The sequence below is a fragment of the Achromobacter xylosoxidans genome (genome assembly GCF_001457475.1).
In the GTDB taxonomy this organism is placed as follows: domain Bacteria; phylum Pseudomonadota; class Gammaproteobacteria; order Burkholderiales; family Burkholderiaceae_B; genus Achromobacter; species Achromobacter xylosoxidans.
The window spans coordinates 4,790,466-4,809,173 of record NZ_LN831029.1 but is presented as its reverse complement, the minus strand read 5'-3'; the positions used below and the strand labels follow the sequence as shown (position 1 = coordinate 4,809,173).

The 18,708-nt window shown below is 67.9% G+C and carries 15 protein-coding genes; 7 read left to right on the top strand and 8 right to left on the bottom strand.

Annotation, left to right across the window (positions count from 1 at the left end; translation table 11 throughout):
• Positions 1-83: 83 nt before the first annotated feature.
• The 6 genes from AT699_RS21530 to AT699_RS21505 all read right to left on the bottom strand — a co-directional run bounded on the left by AT699_RS21530 (position 84) and on the right by AT699_RS21505 (position 5,935).
• Positions 84-1,037, bottom strand: coding sequence for a GDP-L-fucose synthase family protein (locus tag AT699_RS21530; RefSeq protein WP_020928830.1), 954 nt, complete (start codon positions 1,035-1,037; stop codon positions 84-86).
• A gap of 6 nt (positions 1,038-1,043) precedes the next feature.
• Positions 1,044-2,153: a GDP-mannose 4,6-dehydratase gene (gmd, locus tag AT699_RS21525; protein ID WP_006387741.1), complete on the bottom strand. Its 1,110-nt coding sequence runs from the start codon at positions 2,151-2,153 to the stop codon at positions 1,044-1,046.
• A 10-nt stretch (positions 2,154-2,163) separates the two neighbouring features.
• Entirely contained in the window at positions 2,164-2,571 is a 408-nt protein-coding gene (locus tag AT699_RS21520) for a VanZ family protein (RefSeq protein WP_006387742.1), read from the bottom strand.
• Positions 2,564-3,994, bottom strand: a complete 1,431-nt coding sequence (locus AT699_RS21515) for a mannose-1-phosphate guanylyltransferase/mannose-6-phosphate isomerase (RefSeq protein WP_024069820.1) — start codon at positions 3,992-3,994, stop codon at positions 2,564-2,566. Before AT699_RS21515 ends, AT699_RS21520 begins: the two co-directional genes overlap by 8 nt.
• Positions 3,991-4,452 (bottom strand): GDP-mannose mannosyl hydrolase, encoded by a 462-nt coding sequence (locus tag AT699_RS21510; protein WP_197541492.1) that lies wholly within the window; start codon positions 4,450-4,452, stop codon positions 3,991-3,993. Before AT699_RS21510 ends, AT699_RS21515 begins: the two co-directional genes overlap by 4 nt.
• Before the next feature lie 73 nt (positions 4,453-4,525).
• Entirely contained in the window at positions 4,526-5,935 is a 1,410-nt protein-coding gene (locus AT699_RS21505; protein WP_024069819.1) for an undecaprenyl-phosphate glucose phosphotransferase, read from the bottom strand.
• A gap of 247 nt (positions 5,936-6,182) precedes the next feature.
• On the opposite strand from AT699_RS21505, the gene AT699_RS21500 reads away from it, so the two are divergent.
• The 7 genes from AT699_RS21500 (at position 6,183) to AT699_RS21470 (ending at position 15,910) form a co-directional block, all read left to right on the top strand.
• Positions 6,183-7,319: a polysaccharide biosynthesis/export family protein gene (locus AT699_RS21500; RefSeq protein ID WP_006387746.1), complete on the top strand. Its 1,137-nt coding sequence runs from the start codon at positions 6,183-6,185 to the stop codon at positions 7,317-7,319.
• Positions 7,320-7,424: 105 nt separating this feature from the next.
• Complete coding sequence (locus tag AT699_RS21495; protein WP_020928826.1) at positions 7,425-9,686, top strand: GNVR domain-containing protein; 2,262 nt, start codon at positions 7,425-7,427, stop codon at positions 9,684-9,686.
• A gap of 18 nt (positions 9,687-9,704) precedes the next feature.
• Positions 9,705-11,108, top strand: a complete 1,404-nt coding sequence (locus AT699_RS21490; protein ID WP_006387748.1) for a phosphomannomutase/phosphoglucomutase — start codon at positions 9,705-9,707, stop codon at positions 11,106-11,108.
• Positions 11,109-11,121: 13 nt separating this feature from the next.
• The gene (pgi, locus tag AT699_RS21485) at positions 11,122-12,795 is read left to right on the top strand and encodes a glucose-6-phosphate isomerase (RefSeq protein WP_024069818.1); all 1,674 of its coding nucleotides are present in this window, start codon (positions 11,122-11,124) and stop codon (positions 12,793-12,795) included.
• Between the two features lie 12 nt (positions 12,796-12,807).
• Positions 12,808-13,860, top strand: coding sequence for a UDP-glucose 4-epimerase GalE (galE, locus tag AT699_RS21480; protein WP_006387750.1), 1,053 nt, complete (start codon positions 12,808-12,810; stop codon positions 13,858-13,860).
• Positions 13,861-14,043: 183 nt separating this feature from the next.
• Positions 14,044-14,991 (top strand): serine O-acetyltransferase EpsC, encoded by a 948-nt coding sequence (epsC, locus tag AT699_RS21475; protein WP_006387751.1) that lies wholly within the window; start codon positions 14,044-14,046, stop codon positions 14,989-14,991.
• 91 nt (positions 14,992-15,082) lie between these two features.
• The gene (locus tag AT699_RS21470) at positions 15,083-15,910 is read left to right on the top strand and encodes an NAD-dependent protein deacetylase (protein ID WP_024069817.1); all 828 of its coding nucleotides are present in this window, start codon (positions 15,083-15,085) and stop codon (positions 15,908-15,910) included.
• Between the two features lie 171 nt (positions 15,911-16,081).
• Here AT699_RS21470 and AT699_RS21465 read toward each other — a convergent pair whose 3' ends face one another.
• Complete coding sequence (locus tag AT699_RS21465; RefSeq protein WP_020928823.1) at positions 16,082-16,936, bottom strand: inositol monophosphatase family protein; 855 nt, start codon at positions 16,934-16,936, stop codon at positions 16,082-16,084.
• Positions 16,937-17,135: 199 nt separating this feature from the next.
• A complete protein-coding gene (locus tag AT699_RS21460; protein WP_024069816.1) occupies positions 17,136-18,605 on the bottom strand; it encodes an NAD-dependent succinate-semialdehyde dehydrogenase in 1,470 nt (489 codons plus the stop codon).
• Positions 18,606-18,708: the final 103 nt, after the last annotated feature.

The window sequence follows — 18,708 nt, the reverse complement described above, 5'->3', positions numbered from 1 at the left end:
GGACCTGCCACGACTGCGCTTCGCGCCTTGATAGTCACTCATTTGGGTACTCATGCGAGGCTCCTTTCAGTGTGAACAGGCCCTCAGGCCACGGGCAGGGGTTGGCGCGCCTGCTCGCGCAGGAAATGGCCGTAGGCCAGCGTCACGCCATGAGTCAGCGATATCTCCGGCTTCCAGCCCAGCGCGCGTACCCGTGACGAATCCATCAGCTTGCGCGGCGTGCCGTCGGGCTTGCTGGCGTCGTAGTCCACGCGGCCCTGGTAGCCCACTACCTGCGCCACGACCCGGGCCAGTTCGGCGATCGACAGGTCCTCGCCGGCGCCGATGTTGTAGATGCCCTCGGCGGCGGGCGTTTCCATCAGCATCACGCAGGCCCGCGCCAGGTCGTCCACGTACAGGAACTCGCGCAGCGGCTTGCCGCTGCCCCACAGGGTGACGCTGTCCTGGCCGGCCTCGCGGCCTTCATGGAACTTGCGGATCAGGGCCGGCAGCACATGGCTGCTGTGCAGGTCGTAGTTGTCGTGCGGCCCGTACAGATTGGTCGGCATGGCGCAGATGAAGCGCGCGCCATATTGCCGTTGGTAGGCTTCGCACAGCTTCAATCCGGCGATCTTGGCGATGGCGTAGGGCTCGTTGGTGGCTTCCAGGGGCCCGGTCAGCAGCGCGTCCTCGCGGATCGGCTGCGGCGCCTCGCGCGGATAGATGCAGGACGAACCCAGGAACAGCAGCTTGCGCACGCCGGCCGCGTAGGCGGCGCGGATCACGTTGCACTGGATCATCAGGTTGCGGTACAGGAAATCCACCGGATGGTTCTGGTTGGCCAGGATGCCGCCGACCTTGGCGGCGGCCAGGTACACCACGTCGACCGGCGTGGTCGAGAAGAAGCGGTGCACCTGGTTCTGGTTTTCCAGGTCCAGTTCGCTATGGCTGCGCGTGATGATGTCGCGGTAGCCGCGCTCCTGCAGCTCGCGCACCAGGGCGGCGCCCACCATGCCGCGATGGCCCGCCACGAACACGCGTTGGTCCAGGTTGCTCATGGCGGACTACTCCTTGTAGGCGTAGATTTCGTAGCCGTTCTGTTCCACCAGCGCATCGCGCCGGGCGTCCTTCAGGTCGCTTTCCACCATTTCCTTGACCAGCTGGGCGAAACTGGTGCGCGGCGACCAGCCGAGCTTTTCGCGCGCCTTGGTCGGATCGCCCAGCAGGGTCTCGACCTCGGTGGGGCGGAAGTAGCGCGGGTCGACCCGCACGATGACCTGGCCCGGCTTGATGTCGTGCACCGGGCTGAACAGCACCGTGGCGGTTTCCTCCAGGCCTTCGCCCTCCCACGCCAGCAGGATGCCCAGCTCGCGCGCCGCCGTATTGATGAATTCACGCACGCTGTATTGCATGCCGGTGGCGATGACGTAGTCCTCCGGCGTGTCCTGCTGCAGCATCAGCCACTGCATTTCGACGTAGTCGCGCGCATGGCCCCAGTCGCGTAGCGCCGACAGGTTGCCCAGGTACAGGCATTCCTGCAGGCCGAGCACGATGCGCGCCAGGCCGCGGGTGATCTTGCGCGTCACGAAGGTTTCGCCGCGTTTGGGGGATTCGTGGTTGAACAGGATGCCGTTGCAGGCATACATGCCGTAGGCCTCGCGGTAGTTCACGCTGATCCAGTAGGCGTACAGCTTGGCGGCGGCGTAGGGGCTGCGCGGATAGAACGGCGTGGTTTCCTTCTGCGGGGTTTCCTGCACCAGGCCGTACAGCTCCGAGGTCGAGGCCTGGTAGAAGCGCGCCTTGTCCTCCAGCTTGAGGATGCGGATGGCTTCCAGCAGGCGCAGGGTGCCCAGGCCGTCGGCGTTGGCGGTGTACTCCGGCTCTTCGAACGACACCCCGACGTGGCTCTGCGCCGCCAGGTTGTAGATCTCGTCGGGCTGGACCGATTGCACGATGCGGATGAGGCTGCACGAGTCCGTCATGTCGCCGTGGTGCAGCACGAAGTTGCGCGGCTGGTCATGCGGATCCTGGTACAGGTGGTCGATGCGCGCGGTGTTGAACAGCGACGCGCGCCGCTTGATGCCGTGGACTTCATAGCCCTTGGCCAGCAGGAACTCGGCCAGGTAAGCGCCGTCCTGGCCGGTGACGCCGGTAATCAGTGCCCGTTTTGGCATGGTTTTATCCTTAAGACTTAGTCACTGCACGAAAGGAGCCGAAGGCTGCGGAACCGATGTTCAACGAGATTACTGTCGCACCCGCCGCAGAGATATCGGCCAAAAGGTCTAAGAGTTCGGCCTGTCGATAGGCAAAAAAGGATTGGATTCCTTCATCCAGCGCGCCCAGGGCGGATACGGCCAGCAGCGCCGTCAGGCCCGGCCGCCGCTGCACCGAGAGGTAGACCAGCACCGTCAGGAAGGCGTAGGCCGCCAGGTGCAGGCGCTTGTCGCCGAAGGCGTCGGACATCTCGGCGGCCAGGCCCGGCAGGTTGCCCACCGTCACCAGCGTGGCGAAGAACAGCGCCGCCAGCGGCAGGCAGATCCGCGCCAGGCCCGGCCGCCAGAAGGATGAGGCCGCGCGCCGGGGCTCAGACACGGCCGTACATGTCCTGGAAGCGGACGATGTCGTCCTCGCCCAGATAGGCGCCGGATTGCACCTCGATGATCTCCAGCGGGATCTTGCCGGGGTTCTCCAGGCTGTGGACCTCGCCCAGCGGGATGTAGGTCGACTGGTTTTCGGTCAGGAGGTACTGCTTGTCGCCGTTGTAGATGCGCGCCGTGCCCGACACCACCACCCAGTGCTCGGCGCGGTGGTGGTGCATCTGCGACGACAGGCGCGCGCCCGGCTTCACCGTGATGCGCTTGACCTGGTAGCGCGGGCCCTGGCCGACCGAGTCGTACGAGCCCCACGGGCGCTGCACCTCGCGGTGGTGGTTCAGTTCGCTGCGGTGCTGCACCTTGAAGGCCTCCACCAGCCGCTTGACGTCCTGCGAGCGCGTCTTGTGGGCGACCAGCACGGCGTCGGCCGTTTCGATCACCACGATGTCGTCCAGCCCCACCGAGGCCACCAGCCGGCTGGTCGAATGGATGAGGCAGTTGCGCGAGTCCTCGACCATCACGTCGCCGGTGGTGGAATTGCCCTCGGCGGTCTTGCGGGCGATGCCCCAGACCGCGTCCCAGGCGCCGACGTCGCTCCACGGCGCGGCCAGCGGAATCACCACCGCGCTGTCGGTGCGTTCCATGATGGCGTAGTCCATCGAGTCGCTCGGGCAGGCCTCGAAGGCCGGGCCGTCCAGTTGGAACAGCGCGTTTTCGCCATGGCCCGCGGCCACCGCCGCCCGGACCTGTTCGAGGATGCGCGGCGCCAGCCGTTCCAGTTCGGCCAGGAAGACCGAGGCCTGGAAGGCGAACATGCCGCTGTTCCAGTAGTAGCTGCCGTCCTCGATGAAGCGCTGCGCCACTTCGGGCGAAGGCTTTTCGACGAACCGGCGCACCTTGCGGGCGGGCGTCATGGCGCCGGGTTCGGCCGCCTGGATGTAGCCGTAGCCGCTCAGTGGCGCGGTCGGGGTGATGCCGAAGGTCACCAGCGCGCCCTGGCGGGCGGCCTGGTAGGCCTGGGCGAAGGCCGCCGCCAGCACCGGGCCATCCTCCAGCACATGGTCGGAAGGCATGATGAGCATGACCGGATCCTCGCCGTCGCGCATCGCCCGCAGCGTGGCCGCGGCGATGGCGGGCGCGGTATTGCGCGCATACGGCTCCAGCACGATTTCGGCGTCGTGGATGTCCAGTTCCAGGGCCTGCTCGGCGGCGATGTAGCGGTGGGCGTCGTTGCAGACCAGCATGGGGCGCGCCTGGGCGCCGGCGGACCCCAGCCGCAGCAGGGTGTTCTGCAGCAGGCTGCGGTCATCGGTCAAACGGATGAACTGCTTGGGCAGCAGCTCGCGCGACAGCGGCCACAGGCGCGAGCCGGACCCGCCGCAGAGAATGACGGCCCGATACGGAGGATGAGGATTGGTCATGGCGCTGACTCCTTGAAGTAGGCCTGGGTGTAGGGGTGCGCGCCCGGATCGGCGGCGATGGCCGCCGCGGGCTGCCAGCGGTAGCGGCGGTGCTGGCCCAGCGGCAGGCTGGCGGTGTCCAGCGTGAGTTCCGCCTCATAGGCGAGGACGATGTAATGGGTGGAGCGGCCGGCCTCGCCGGCAAAATTGGTGCCATAGAAGTGTTCGTACACGCCCCGGGGGCGCCAGGCCTGCGGCGGCAGCGTCAGGCCCAGTTCCTCGCGGACGATGCGTTGCAGCGCGCGCGGCAGCGTCTCGTTCTTGCGGATGCGGCCGCCCGGCACGAACCACGAACCCTGCGCCGGCGGATTGCTGCGCAAGCCGGTCAGGTAGCGGCCTTCGGCATCGCGCAGCAGCAGGTCGATGGACACCAGCGGCAGCATCTCCACCGCGCGGCGGAAATCGCTCTCGGCCAGCAGGCCGGGCGGCTGGGTCGCCGGCGCGGGCGCGCAGCGGGCGCGTGGCGGGGCGAAAGGGGGCCAGCCCAGCGGTTCAGTAGACATTTCGCCCCGTCCATCCGGATACCGCCGTGCGGGCGATGATCATCAGGTCCATCCGGAACGTCCAGTGCTGGATGTAGTAGATGTCATGCTCGATGCGGTCGCTCATCTTGCGCAGCGTATCGGTCTGGCCGCGCAGGCCATTGACCTGGGCCCAGCCGGTGATGCCGGGCTTGACCCGGTGGCGCATCATGTAGCGCTGCACCAGGTCCTTGTACAGTTCGTTGTGCTCCAGCGCGTGCGGGCGCGGCCCTACCACCGACATGTCGCCGCGCAGCACGTTCAGGAATTGCGGCAACTCGTCCAGGCTGGTGCGGCGCAGGAAGCCGCCGATGCGGGTGACGCGCGCATCGTCGCGGGTGGCCTGCGTGACCACGCCGTGCTCCTGGTGCACGGTCATGGTGCGGAACTTGTAGACATGGAAGACCTTGCCGTCCACGCCCAGGCGCGGCTGGGTGAACAGCACCGGGCCGCGCGAGGTCAGCTTGACCAGGCAGGCGATGGTCAGCATCAGCGGCGACAGGCCCACCAGCGCGCACAGCGCGAAGGCGCGGTCGAACGCTTCCTTGGCCAGGCCGCGCACGCCGGCGGCGGGCAGGCTGTTGAGCTGGATCGCGGGCAGGCCGAGGAATTCCCCGATGCGATGGCCCAGCAGCTGGATCGACATCACGTCGGGAATCCAGCGGATGTCCACCAGGTCGTTGCGCAGGTGATAGAGCACTTCGCGCAATTCCTGGCCGGCCTCCATCGGCAGCACGATCCAGACCTCGCGCACATTGTGTTCGCGCACGAAGCCGTGCAGGGCATCCAGCTCGTGCAGCCGGCGCACTTGCGGCGGCAGGTTTTCGTGGGGCTCGGCATAGATGCCGGCGACTTCGTAGCCGGCCTCGCGATAGCGTTCCACGCGGCGCCACAGATCGTGGCCGAGCGCGCCGAAGCCGACCAGCAGCACGCGCTTGCGGTCCAGGCCGCGGTCGCGCGCCGCGCCCAGCACCGCGTAGGCCGCCAGGCGCACGCCGGCCAGCGCCAGGGCGGCGCAGCCGAACCAGGTCGCGGCCCACAGGCGCGATACCGACGCGCTCTGGTGCATGAGGAAACTGACCAGGATGCCAAGCGCGAACACCAGCGCCCATGCCGCCAGGCTGCGCACGACCAGGTCCATCAGCCGGCGACCGCGCCATGACACGTACAGACTGAACGCCGGGAACAGGGCGATGACGCCCAGCCCGCAGAGATAGATCAGGAACAGGTGGATCTGCGGCGGATCGATCATCGCCTCGTCCGAGAACTTCAGCTCGGTCACGGCCAGGCCGCAGATGATGACGATCGCCGCATCCAGCAGGCGGTACAGATAGCTGGATCGGCTCGATCTCGCCGACGTGTCCGTAAGGGACGGGTCCATCGCGTACTCCTTTGTTCGGGGAGTCGCCCTGCGGCCGCGGGGAAAACAGCGGTGCACCGCCGCAAAGCATGTGGCTACCGTCGAAATCTTATTGAGTGCCCGGCGTACCCGAAACCTCCAAACGATGTAGGAGAAGGCTTAGGGCATCCGTCGAATGTGCGGGGGCGTGAAAAGAGAGTGGAATGTCGCAACCCGTTACGCATCGGGCTCCTTTCCAAGCAACGAAGTCATTCACTGTGGATCCGCCATGACGACATTTTTCGGAACGTTGAGCCGAGCCATCGCTGCCATCGCGCTCGTGTCCTCGCTGGGCGCTTGCGCCCTTTCTCCCGGCATGACCTTCAATTCCAAGCATCTCGTCGATCCGCTGGATCCGAATTCCGTGGCCGAGATCAAGGAAATCACGCCTTCGCTGGTGCTTGCCGATCACCGCGCCCGCCAGGCGCTGCTGGACAATGATGGCGTTTCGCGCCTGGTCGACAAGACCGAGCCCTATCGCATCGGCCCCGGGGACATCCTTTCGATCGTGGTCTGGGACCACCCCGAACTCGTACTTCCGACGCAAACCTACGCCATCGGCACCGGGGTGACCGAACTAGCCTTCGGGGATACCGCCTCGGGCATTCCGGGCTATACGGTCTCATCCTCTGGATACATCCAATTTCCCTATACGGGATTGCTGAAAGTGGCGGGGTTGACGGAACTGCAGGCGCGCAATCTCATAGTGAATAGTTCAGGCAAGTACATCCAGGATCCGCAGATCACGGTGCGGGTGCTGGGTTACCGCAGCAAGCGAGTCTACGTCGAGGGCGAGGTGAAAACGCCGGGCACCGTCGCGATCAACGACATCCCCATGACCCTGCTGGAAGCGATCAATCGCGCGGGCGGCATCCTGCCCACCGGCGATCGCAGCAGTGTCTATGTGATCCGCGACGGCAGGAAGACGCGCGTCAACCTGCCCGCCTTGATCGAGCGTGGCCAGGACCTGAACCAGGTGATGCTGAAGTCGGGCGACATCGTCCGGGTGACGCCGCGCGACGAAAGCAAGATTTTCGTGACGGGCGAAGTGACCACGCCCGCCGCGATAACGATGCGGGATGGAAGGCTGACGTTGAACGAAGCGCTGGGCGAGGCGGGAGGCCCCAACCAGTTGACCGCGGACTCGTCACAGGTGTTTGTGGTGCGCAGTACCGAGCAGGCGACGCCGCTGGTGTTCCATCTGAACGCGGCTTCGCCGCAGGCATACGCGGTGGCGGAGAAGTTCGAGTTGCAACCCAAGGACGTCGTCTTCGTGGACACGGCGGCGCTGGTGCGGTGGAACCGCTTCATCAGCAACCTGTTCCCGAGCGCGCAAACGGTGCAGACCGTGCATTCAATCAAGTAATCGACCCTCGGAACCCGCCTCGCGCCGCTGGACGCGCGCGGCGGGTCCCGGCCCACGCCTTTGGGGGCGTCGCGACCGCGGCGGCGCCTATTCTTGGAGAGCTGCATGTCGTTGCCTATCGAATCGTTCGAGCCCTCCGTCCCGGCTCGCCAGCAGGAAACCCCGCTGTCCTCGCATGTGGACGCCATTTTCTCCAATCGTTGGCTGATCATCGCCATCACGCTTATCGCGCTGCTGGGCGCGGTCACCTACGTCATGGTGACGCCTTCGGTCTATTCGGCCGACATCATCGTCCAGGTGGAGGAGGAGATGCCGCAAGGCCAGAGCCGCAGCCTGCTGGGCGACGTCTCGGCCATCTTCGACACCAAGGCCGAGACCTCGGGCGAAATGGAAGTGCTGCGTTCGCGCATGGTGGTGGGACCCGCCGTCGACAAGTTCATGCTGTACATCCACGCCAAGCCGCGCTATTTCCCGGTGGTCGGCGAGTGGCTGGCGCGGCGCTACGAAAGCCTGCCGTATCCATCGGGCCTGCCGCGCGGCGGCTATGCCTGGGGCGGCGAAACCATCCAGGTATCGCAGCTGGACGTGCCCAACGAATGGCTGGGCAAGCCCTTTCGCATCACCACCCTGGGTGAGGGCGCCTATACCCTGAGCGACAAGATCACCGGCGCCACGTTCAAGGGCACGGTTGGCAAGCCCGAACATTTCCTGCTGCCTGGCGGCGGCGCGCTGGACGTGCACATCGATGCGCTCAGCGGCCGGCCCGGCACCGAGTTCACCGTGTCGCGCACCTCGCGCCTGGCGGCGATCGAGGACGTGCAGTCGCGCCTGGGAATCTTCGAGCGTGGCCGCACCTCGGGCGTGATCGGCGTGACGCTGGAAGGCAACGATCCGGCGCTGACCACCGCGGTGCTGAACCAGATCGGCCAGGAATACGTGCAGCAGAACGTCAACCGCAAGTCGGCGCAGGCCGAGAAGTCGCTGGCGTTCCTGGACGAGCAGTTGCCGCAGCTCAAGCGCGAGCTGGACGCGGCCGAGACCAAGTACAACTCGCTGCGCAACAAGCGCGGCACCATCGACCTGAGCGAAGAGGCCAAGCTGATCCTGGCGCAGTCGGTCGACGCCCAGACCAAGGTGATGGAGCTGCGCGCGCGGCGCCAGGACATGATCACGCGGTTCGCGCCGACCCATCCCAGCATCATCGCGATCGATCGGCAGATCGCCTCGCTGACCGGCGACGTCAACCGCATCGGCAACAACATCAAGCAATTGCCCGATCTGGAGCAGGACGTGGTGCGGCTGGTGCGCGACGTGCGCGTCAACACCGAGCTGTACACCGGGCTGCTCAACAACGCGCAGCAGCTGCGCCTGATCCGCGCGGGCAAGGTCGGCAACGTGCGCATCCTCGATGCGGCGGTGCAGCCGGACAAGCCGGTGCGTCCCAAGGCCGCCATCATCATCGCCGTGGCCACGGCCATCGGCCTCATCTTCGGCCTGCTGTGCGCGTTCGTGCGCAATGCGCTGTTCGGCGGCCTGTCCGAGCCCGACGACGTCGAGCGCTACACCGGCCTGCCGGTGCTGGCCGCGATTCCGCATAGCGACCTGCAGGACAAGCTGTGGCGCCGCAGCCGGCGCAAGAACGCGACGGTGCCGGCGCTGCTGGCGCAGAGCCAGAGCACCGCGCCGCCGATCGAGAGCCTGCGGTCGTTCCGCAATGTGTTGCAGGCCTCGCTGCAGCAGTCCACCAACAACATGGTCATGTTCACCGGGCCGGTGGCCGGCGTGGGTAAATCGTTCCTGTCGGCCAACTTCGCCTTCATCCAGGGCGGGGTCGGCAAGCGGGTGCTGCTGATCGACGCCGATTTCCGCAAGGGCCAGTTGAACCGCTATTTCGGCGTGCCCAAGGAAGACGGCCTGTTCGAGGTGCTGTCCGGCACGCTGCCGCTGGAGCGGGTGCGCAAGCACAGCGTTTCCGAGGGCGTGGACTTCATCGCCACCGGCGCGGTCAGTTTCGATCCGTCGGAACTGCTGGCCTCGCCGATCTTCGGCCAGACCCTGCGTGAACTGGCCAGCCAGTACGACATGGTCATCCTGGACACCGCGCCGGTGCTGTCCTCGCCCGACGCGGCGGTGGTCGGCACCCACGCGGCCGCGGTCATGGTGGTGGTGCGCTCCGGCATGAACACCGTGGGCGAGATCCGCGAGACCGCCAAGCGCCTGATCCAGGCTGGCGCGCCGGTCGATGGGGTGCTGTTCAACGGCCTGAAGCTGATGCCCGAGCGTTTCGGCTTCCGCTCCAAATACGGCGGCTATCGCTACTCGCGGGCCGCCTACTACGGTGATTTCAAGCAGAACGGCCCCAAGTAACCTCCGCGGAGAACTGGCATGCATGGAACGTTTGGCTGGGAAACCCCGCAGATCCTGGATGCGGTCTTCAAGGCATACGACATACGCGGCACCGTGCCCGATGAAATCGACGCGCGCTTCGCCCACAGCCTGGGCATGGCGGCGGGCGCGCGGGCGCTGGAGCTGGGCGCGCGCGCCATGGTGGTCGGACGCGACGGTCGCCTGAGCAGCGTGGAGCTGGCGGCGGCGCTGCAGGCCGGGCTGCGCTCGGCCGGGCTGCACGTCATCGACATCGGCATGGCGACCACGCCCATGGTGTACTTCGCCACCCGCCTGATGGATACCGGCGCGGGCATCGCCGTCACCGGCAGCCACAACCCGCCGACCCACAACGGCTTCAAGATCGTGCTGGACGGCGCCTCGCTGTATGGCGAGGGCATCACCGCGCTGCGCGACGCGATGCGCCTGCCGATCGAATCGGCCAGCGTCGCCGGCGGCCGCACGCAGATGCAGATCCAACCATGCTACGCGGCGCGGCTGGTCGGCGACATCCGCATGGCGCGGCCGATGAAGATCGCCATCGATTGCGGCAGCGGCGTGGCCGGCGCGGTGGCGCCGGCGTTGTTCCGCGCGCTGGGCTGCGAGGTCACGGAATTGTTCTGCGAGGTGGATGGGTCCTTTCCCGGACATCATCCGGACCCGGCCGATCCGCAGAACCTGCAGGACCTGATCTATTGCCTGCGCTACTCGGATTGCGAAGTGGGGCTGGCGTTCGACGGCGACGGCGACCGGCTGGGCGTGGTCACCAAGTCGGGCCAGATCATCTGGCCCGACCGGCAACTGATCCTGTTCGCGCGCGACGTGCTGGCGCGCAATCCGGGTGCGGAGATCCTCTACGACGTCAAGTGCAGCCGCCATGTGGCGCGCGCCATCGTCGAGGCCGGCGGCAAGGCCACCATGTGGAAGACGGGACACTCGCTGATCAAGGCCAAGATGCGCGAGACCGGCGCGCTGCTGGCCGGCGAAATGAGCGGCCACGTGTTTTTCAAGGAACGCTGGTACGGCTTTGACGACGGCATCTACGCCGCCGCGCGGCTGCTGGAGATCCTGTCGGCCGCGCCCAATCCCTCGGCGCTGCTGGAGAGCCTGCCGCAATCCTGCGCCACCCCGGAAATCAAGCTGGAAACCACCGAAGGCGAACAGTTCGAACTGGTGACGGCCCTGCGCGAAGGCGGGACGTTTCCCGGCGCGCTGTCCATCAACGACCTGGACGGGGTGCGTGTCGACTACGCCGACGGCTTCGGCCTGGCGAGGCCGTCCAACACCACGCCGACGGTGGTGCTGCGTTTCGAAGGAGACTCCGTGGCCGCCCTGGCCCGTATCGAGGAGGACTTCCGCAATGCGTTCCGGCGCGTTGCGCCTCATATCCGTTTACCGTTCTAAGGAGCATCACGCGATGGGAAAGGCGAATTTTGCGAGAGAGGCCCGGGCCGGGACCGAGGTGGACAGCCTGGCCGCCAGCCCCGAATGGCAGGCGTTCGCGCAGGCGGCGCGCGGTGCCGCGCTCGACGCGGCGGCGCTGAAGGTGATCGAGGCGGCCGGCCTGTGCGTGGACCTGACCATGCAGCGGCAGTCCGCCGCGCTGGACACGGCCGCCGCGGCCCTGCTGCGCGCCCGCGGACTGGACGCGGCGCGGCAGGCATTGTTCGCCGGCGGGCCGGTCAACTGGACCGAAGGCAAGCCGGCCTGGCACACCGCGCTGCGGGCCGGCCGCACGCGCGAACAGCCGGACGGGCAGGACCAGGATTCGGTGTGCGAGTACTCGCGCATGGCGGATTTCGTGCGGCGCATCGACCAGACCGCCGATTTTTCCTCGGTATTGCACGTGGGCATCGGCGGCAGCGACTGGGGGCCGCGCCTGGCGATCCAGGCCTTCGGCGGCCCGGGGCAGCGGCGCCAGATCCGTTTCGTCTCCAACATCGACGGCCACGCCTTCCATGACGCGGTGGCCGGGCTGGACCCGCGCCGCTGCCTGGTGGTGGTGTCGTCCAAGTCCTTCACCACCGCCGAAACGCTGCACAACGCCCGCGCCGCCATTGCCTGGCTCAAGCAGGGCGGGGTGGCCGACCCGTCCACGCACCTGGCGGCGGTCACCGCCAACGTGCCGGCCGCGCGCGCCCTGGGCGTGCCGTCGAGCCAGGTGTTCCACATGTGCGATTGGGTCGGCGGGCGCTATTCCGTGTGGTCGGTGGCGGGCCTGTCGATCGCCCTGACCGTGGGGGTCGACGTGCTGATCGGCATGCGCGCCGGCGCCGAAGCCATGGACCAGCATTTCCAGCAGGCGCCCCTGGCGGCCAATGCGCCGGTGCAGCTGGCGCTGGCCGGACTGGTCAATTGCAGCGTGCTGGGCCACGGTTCGCTCAACATCGCCGCCTACAGCGCGCGCTTGCTGCACCTGGTGACCTATCTGCAGCAGCTGGAAATGGAATCGCTGGGCAAGCGCGTCGGCGGCGATGGCGCCGAGGTCGACGTGCCCACCGCGCCGATCATCTGGGGCATGCCAGGCACCGACGGCCAGCACACCTTCTTCCAGTGGCTGCACCAGAGCGCGCAGGGCGCGCCGGTCGATTTCATCGCCAGCCTGCAGGGCCATCCGGACAGTCCCGACGCCCATCGCATGCTGCTGGCCAACTGCCTGGCGCAGCGCCAGGCGCTGCTGCGCGGCAAGAGCCTGGAACAGGCGCTGCTGGACGTGGCCCAGGTCGATGATCCCGACAAGGCCTTGAGCCTGGCGCACCACATGGTGCATCCGGGCGGGCGGCCCTCGACCCTGATCGTGCTGCGCCAGCTCGATCCGCGCGGCTTGGGCGCGTTGTTGGCGCTGTATGAGCACAAAGTGTTCGTGCAGAGCGTGGTATGGGGCGTCAACCCCTTCGACCAGTGGGGCGTGGAACTGGGCAAGCGGCTGGCCACCGGCATCGAGCGCGAGCTGGCGGTGCCGGTGTCGGCCGGCGTGGTCGACTGGGGCCACGACGCGTCCACCTCGTACTGGATCGACCGCTACCGCGGCCACGCCCAGGCGCCGCGCCCGCGCCATGCCTGGGTGCCGGGCGTGGCGGCGCATCTTTGAACGGAGAGCGGCATGACGGACATGCGCGTGCTGGTCACCGGCGGCGCCGGCTACATCGGCGCCCACACCCTGGTGGCGATGCTGGCGGCGGGCCAGCGGCCGCTGGTGCTGGACAACTTCAGCAACGGCAGCCCGGAGGCGGTGCGGCGGGTCGAGCGCCTGTGCGGCGCGTCGATCCCGCTGGTCGAGGGCGATATCCGCCAGACCGGGCTGGTGCAGGCGCTGCTGGCGCGCGAGGCGCGGCGCGGTGATCCGGTGCGGGCGGTGCTGCACCTGGCCGGCTGCAAGGCGGTCGGCGAATCGGTGGCCGATCCGCTCAAGTACTACGACAACAACGTGTCCGGCTCGGTGGCGCTGTTGCGCGCCATGCGCGAGGAGGGCGTGACGCGGCTGGTGTTCAGCTCGTCGGCCACCGTCTATGGCGAGCCGCGCGCGCTGCCGTTCACCGAGGCGCATCCGCTGGCGCCGGCCAACCCCTACGGCCGCAGCAAGCTGATGGTCGAACAGATGCTGCGCGACCTGTGCGCCGCCGAGCCGGCGTTCGGCGCGGTGACGCTGCGCTACTTCAACCCGATCGGCGCCCATCCCAGCGGCCAGATCGGCGAAAGCCCGCGCGACGTGCCCAACAACCTGTTTCCCTACATCACCCAGGTGGCGGTGGGGCGCCAGCCGTTCCTGAACGTGTTCGGCGATGACTACGCCACCGAGGACGGCACCGGCGTGCGCGATTACCTGCACGTCATGGACCTGGCGCAGGGCCACGTGCAGGCGCTGGCCTATGCCGCCGATCACGCGGGCTTCGTGGCGGTGAACCTGGGCACGGGGCAGGGCACCAGCGTGCTGGAACTGGTGCGCGCCTTCGAGCGGGTCAGCCAGCGCCGCATCCCGTTGCGCAAGGCGCCGCGCCGGGCCGGCGACATCGAGCGGATGTGGGCGGATCCCGCGCTGGCGGCGTCGCTGCTGGGCTGGCGCAGCACCCGCGGGGTCGAGGCCATGTGCGCCGATGGCTGGCGCTGGCAGCAGGGCAATCCGCACGGCTACGAGGGCGAGCCGCCCGCGCCATAACCCCAACGGCGTGTCGGATGGGTTCCGCGAAGCGGGCCGAGCGGTTACAGTTGACGGAAATATTGCGAAGCAGCATCGCCGCGCGGCCCGGCCGTCACGGGCGATGCACCGTCACCGAGGCACTGTCATGCTCGATTCCCTTCCGTCCGCCGGCCCGGCCGGCATCCTGCCGGGGCTGTTCCAATGAGCGGCCCGGCCTACCTTCCCACCGCCCACTGGAACCTGGACAGCATCGTCTCGGGCCTGCGCCAGGCGCGGGTGGCCTGGCGCGGCCCGCGCGGCCGCCTGCGCGAAGACGCCGGCCTGCGCGAGTTCCCGTCGCAGGAAGCCCTGCGCCAGATCATCAAGGACCTCTGTGGCGCCTTGTTCCCCATGCGGCTGGGGCCCATCGACCTGCGCGAGGAGGTCGAGGACTTCTACGTCGGCCACACCATCGGCGCGGCGCTCGATGCGCTGCTGCACCAGGTCAACCTGGAACTGCAATACGTCGGCCGCGACGATCCGGCGCAGCAGGCCGTTTCGCAGCAGCGCGCCATCGACATCGTGCGCCAGTTCGGCGCCGAATTGCCGCGGGTGCGCGCCGCGCTCGACCTGGACGTGACCGCCGCCTACCAGGGCGACCCGGCCGCGCACAGCGTCGACGAGGTGCTGCTGTGCTATCCGGGCGTGGCGGCCATGATCCACCACCGCCTGGCCAACGTGTTGTACCGCCTGGGCGTGCCGATGCTGGCCCGCATCGTGGCCGAGATCGCCCACGCCGACACCGGGATCGACATCCACCCGGGCGCCACCATCGGCCGCAGCTTCTTCATCGACCACGGCACCGGCGTGGTGATCGGCGAAACCGCCATCATCGGCGACCGCGTGCGGCTCTACCAGATGGTCACGCTGGGCGCCAAGCGCTTCCCGCCGGGCGAGAACGGCGAACTCAAGAAAGGCCTGGCGCGCCACCCGCTGATCGAAGATGATGTCGTCATCTACGCGGGCGCCACCATCCTGGGGCGCGTCACCATCGGCAAGGGTTCGACCATCGGCGGCAACGTCTGGCTTACGCGCAGCGTGCCGCCGGGCAGCAACGTCACCCAGGCCAGCCTGGTCAGCGACATGCCGGACTGCGGCCTGGGCGGCTGAGACGGCGTCCGCGTTTCGGCTGGGCGGCCCTGGCGCCGCCCGCTTCTCGCCCGGGCGGCGCTGACGCCCGGGATTCGCTACGGGAGCCTGGATGGACACACGTGTTTCGGATCTGGCCGCGCTGCGCGGCTTCGTCGACCGCCACCCGCGGCTGTTCGTGCTGACCGGGGCGGGCGTCAGCACCGATTCCGGCATCCCCGACTACCGTGACACCGACGGCGAATGGAAGCGTTCGCCGCCGATGACGCTGCAGACCTTCATGGGCGGCGAATACGCGCGCGCCCGCTACTGGGCCCGCAGCATGGTCGGTTGGCGCCGCTTCGGCCAGGTGCAGCCCAACGCCTCGCACCGCGCGCTGGCGCAATTGCAGCAGCGCGGCCGGGTGTCGATCCTGGTGACGCAGAATGTCGACGGGCTGCATGAAGCCGCGGGCAGCCGCGACGTGGTCGACCTGCATGGCCGGCTCGATCAGGTGCGCTGCATGAACTGCGACTGGCGCGGCCATCGCGATGCCTGGCAGCAAACGCTGCACCAGCGCAACCCCGGCTGGATCGCCTTCGAGGCCGACGACGCGCCCGATGGCGATGCCGACCTGGATGGCGTGGATTTCGCTTCGTTCCAGGTGCCGCCCTGTCCGGTCTGCGGCGGCATCGTCAAGCCCGACGTGGTGTTCTTCGGCGAAACCGTGCCGCGCGAGCGGGTCGACCGCGCCAACGCCGGCCTGATGGCGGCCGACGCGGTGCTGGTGGTGGGCTCGTCGCTGATGGTCTATTCGGGCTACCGCTTCGTCACGGCGGCCTCGCGCAACGGCATGCCGATCGCCGCCATCAACCTGGGCCGCACGCGGGCCGACAACCTGCTGACGCTGAAGGTCGAGCTGCCCAGCGCCATGGCCCTGGAGGCGCTGACAGCCCCCTAGAAGGGGACGGGGCGGCGGCCGGTTTTTGACCGGTTTAACCAAGTACCCGCCCTGTAAGGATTTTTTTGCGCCGTTACAGACCTTTCCATAGGGTTGTCCACAGATACTGTGGATAATTCCTAGGGATTACCCCGATTTTGCAAGGATTTCCCGGTGTGTTGGCGGGGATTGTCAAGCCTCGGCGTCGGCAATCGCATCGCCCAGCAGCGCCTTGCGCGCGGCATGCCAGCTGCCCGCGTCGGGGGCGTACAGCAGCCCGCCGCTGCGGTGGGTGGGCTTGTAGGGCGAGCCGTCGAAGCGCGCCGCGTAGCCGCCGGCCTCGCGGTGCAGCAGCCAGCCGGCCGCGTGGTCCCAGGCAGTCAGCTGGTTGTACAGGGCGACGTGGCTGTGGCCGGCCGCCAGCATGCGGTATTCATGGGCGGCGCAGCGCAGGCTGGCGGTGCTGCCCAGGCGCGACAGGTTGCCGTTGACGGTGGTGCGCAGCGGCTCGGGCAGGGCGCCGGTCGAGATCAGGCCGTCCATGTCCTCGGGCGGCGCGGGGCTGGCCACGGCCAGCGGCGCCTGCTTGCCGCTCTCGTACTCCATCCAGGCGCCTTCGCCGCGCACCGCCAGCGCGCTGTCGCGGTTGACCGGGTCGTAGATCACGCCGGCGATCACGTCGCCGCGATGACAGGCGGCGATCATCATGCCGAACAGCGGCAGGCCGGCAACGTAGTTGCGGGTGCCGTCGATGGGATCGATCAGGAACGCCAGGTCGGCGTCGACCAGCATGTTCAGCAGGGCCGGATTGCGGGTCGAGGCTTCCTCGCCGATCAGCACCGCGCCCGGGTGCAGCCTGGCCAGGCGCGCGGCGATCAGGCGCTCGGCGGCCTCGTCGGCATCGGTGACCAGGTCGCGCGGCGAGCTCTTGTCGCGCACGCTGCCCTCGGGCAGGTTGCGAAAACGCGGCATGACCTCCGCCTGCGCGGCCTCGGCCAAAATGCCGGCCAGCTTGCGGGTGTCCTCACGGGTAAAAGTTCTGCTCATGGTCGCTCGTCCAGGGAACGCGCAAATCTATCACGCCTGGGCGGCATTTGATCGCGATTTATAACCGCATGAACTCAAAGGGGATTTTGTACCTGTGCAGGAGTTATCTGCCAGGTTGTCCACAATTCCTGGGGATAAACGGGACCGGAGCCCCGTTTATCTTCCCCCCGGGCGGGCGCCCGGGGGAGGCAGGACGCGCTCAGGCGCCCAGGTCAACGCAGAGGTACTTGATCTCGAGGTATTCCTCGATGCCGTACTTGGAGCCTTCGCGGCCCAGGCCGGACTGCTTGACGCCGCCGAAGGGGCCGACTTCGTTGGAGATCAGGCCGGTGTTGATGCCGACGATGCCGTATTCCAGCGCCTCGGACACGCGCCAGATGCGGGCGTAGTCGCGGGTGAAGAAGTAGGCGGCCAGGCCGAAGATGGTGTCGTTGGCCATGCCGATGACTTCTTCCTCGGACTCGAAGCGGAACAGCGGCGCCACCGGGCCGAAGGTTTCCTCGGTCGCGAAGCGCATCGACTGGGTCACGTCGCGCACCACGGTCGGCTCGAAGAACGTGCCGCCCAGCGCATGCGGCTTGCCGCCGGCGATGACCTTGGCGCCGTGCGCGGTGGCGTCGGCGATGTGTTCCTGCACCTTCTCGATGGCGTTGGCATCGATCAGCGGACCTTGCGTCACGCCGTCCTCGAAGCCGTCGCCGACCTTCATGGCGTTGACCTTGGCCACCAGGCGCTTGGCGATTTCCTCGTACACGCCGGCCTGCACGTAGATGCGGTTGGCGCAGACGCAGGTCTGGCCGGCGTTGCGATACTTGGAGGCCAGGATGCCGTCGACCGCGCGGTCCAGGTCGGCGTCGTCGAACACGATGAAGGGCGCGTTGCCCCCCAGTTCCAGCGACAGCTTCTTGATGGTGGGGGCGCATTGCTCCATCAGCGTGCGGCCGACTTCGGTCGAACCGGTGAAGCTCAGCTTGCGCACCACGTCGCTTTCGCACAGCGCCGCGCCGATCTCGCGCGAGCTGCCGGTGATGACGTGGAACACGCCGGCCGGCACGCCGGCCTCTTCGGCCAGCACCGCCAGCGCCAGCGCGGTCAGCGGCGTCTGCTGGGCGGGCTTGACCACCATGGTGCAGCCGGCGGCCAGGGCCGGGCCGACCTTGCGGGTGATCATGGCGGCGGGGAAGTTCCACGGCGTGATGGCGGCGGTGACGCCGATCGGCTGCTTCAGGGCCAGCAGGCGCTGGCCGGCCTTGGGGCTTTGCAGCACGTCGCCGTCGATGCGCTTGGCTTCCTCGGCGAACCATTCCAGGAACGAGGCGGCGTAGGCGATTTCGCCGGCGGCCTCGGTCACGGGCTTGCCCTGTTCCGAGGTCATGATGGCGGCCAGGTCCTGCTGGTTCTGCATCATCAGCTGGGCCCACTTCAGCAGGATCGCGGCGCGTTCCTTGCCGGTCTTGGCGCTCCAGGCGGGCAGGGCGGCCTCGGCGCTGGCGATGGCCTGCTCGGTCTCCTTGCGGCCCAGCTTGGGCACCGACACGATGGTCTTGCCGGTGGAAGGATTGTCCACGGGAATGGACGGGCCGTTGCCGGCGGATACCCACTTGCCGTCGATGTAGCAGGCGTCGCGCAGCAGTTCCGGGCGCGACAGGGGATGGGTCAATGACGTCATTGCAATAGTCTCCTCTATAGGAACGCGGCCGCCGGGGCGGAACTGACGCGGGCGCAGCGGAAATCCGCTACGCCCGCAATCGCCGTGCCCGACGGCCGCAAAA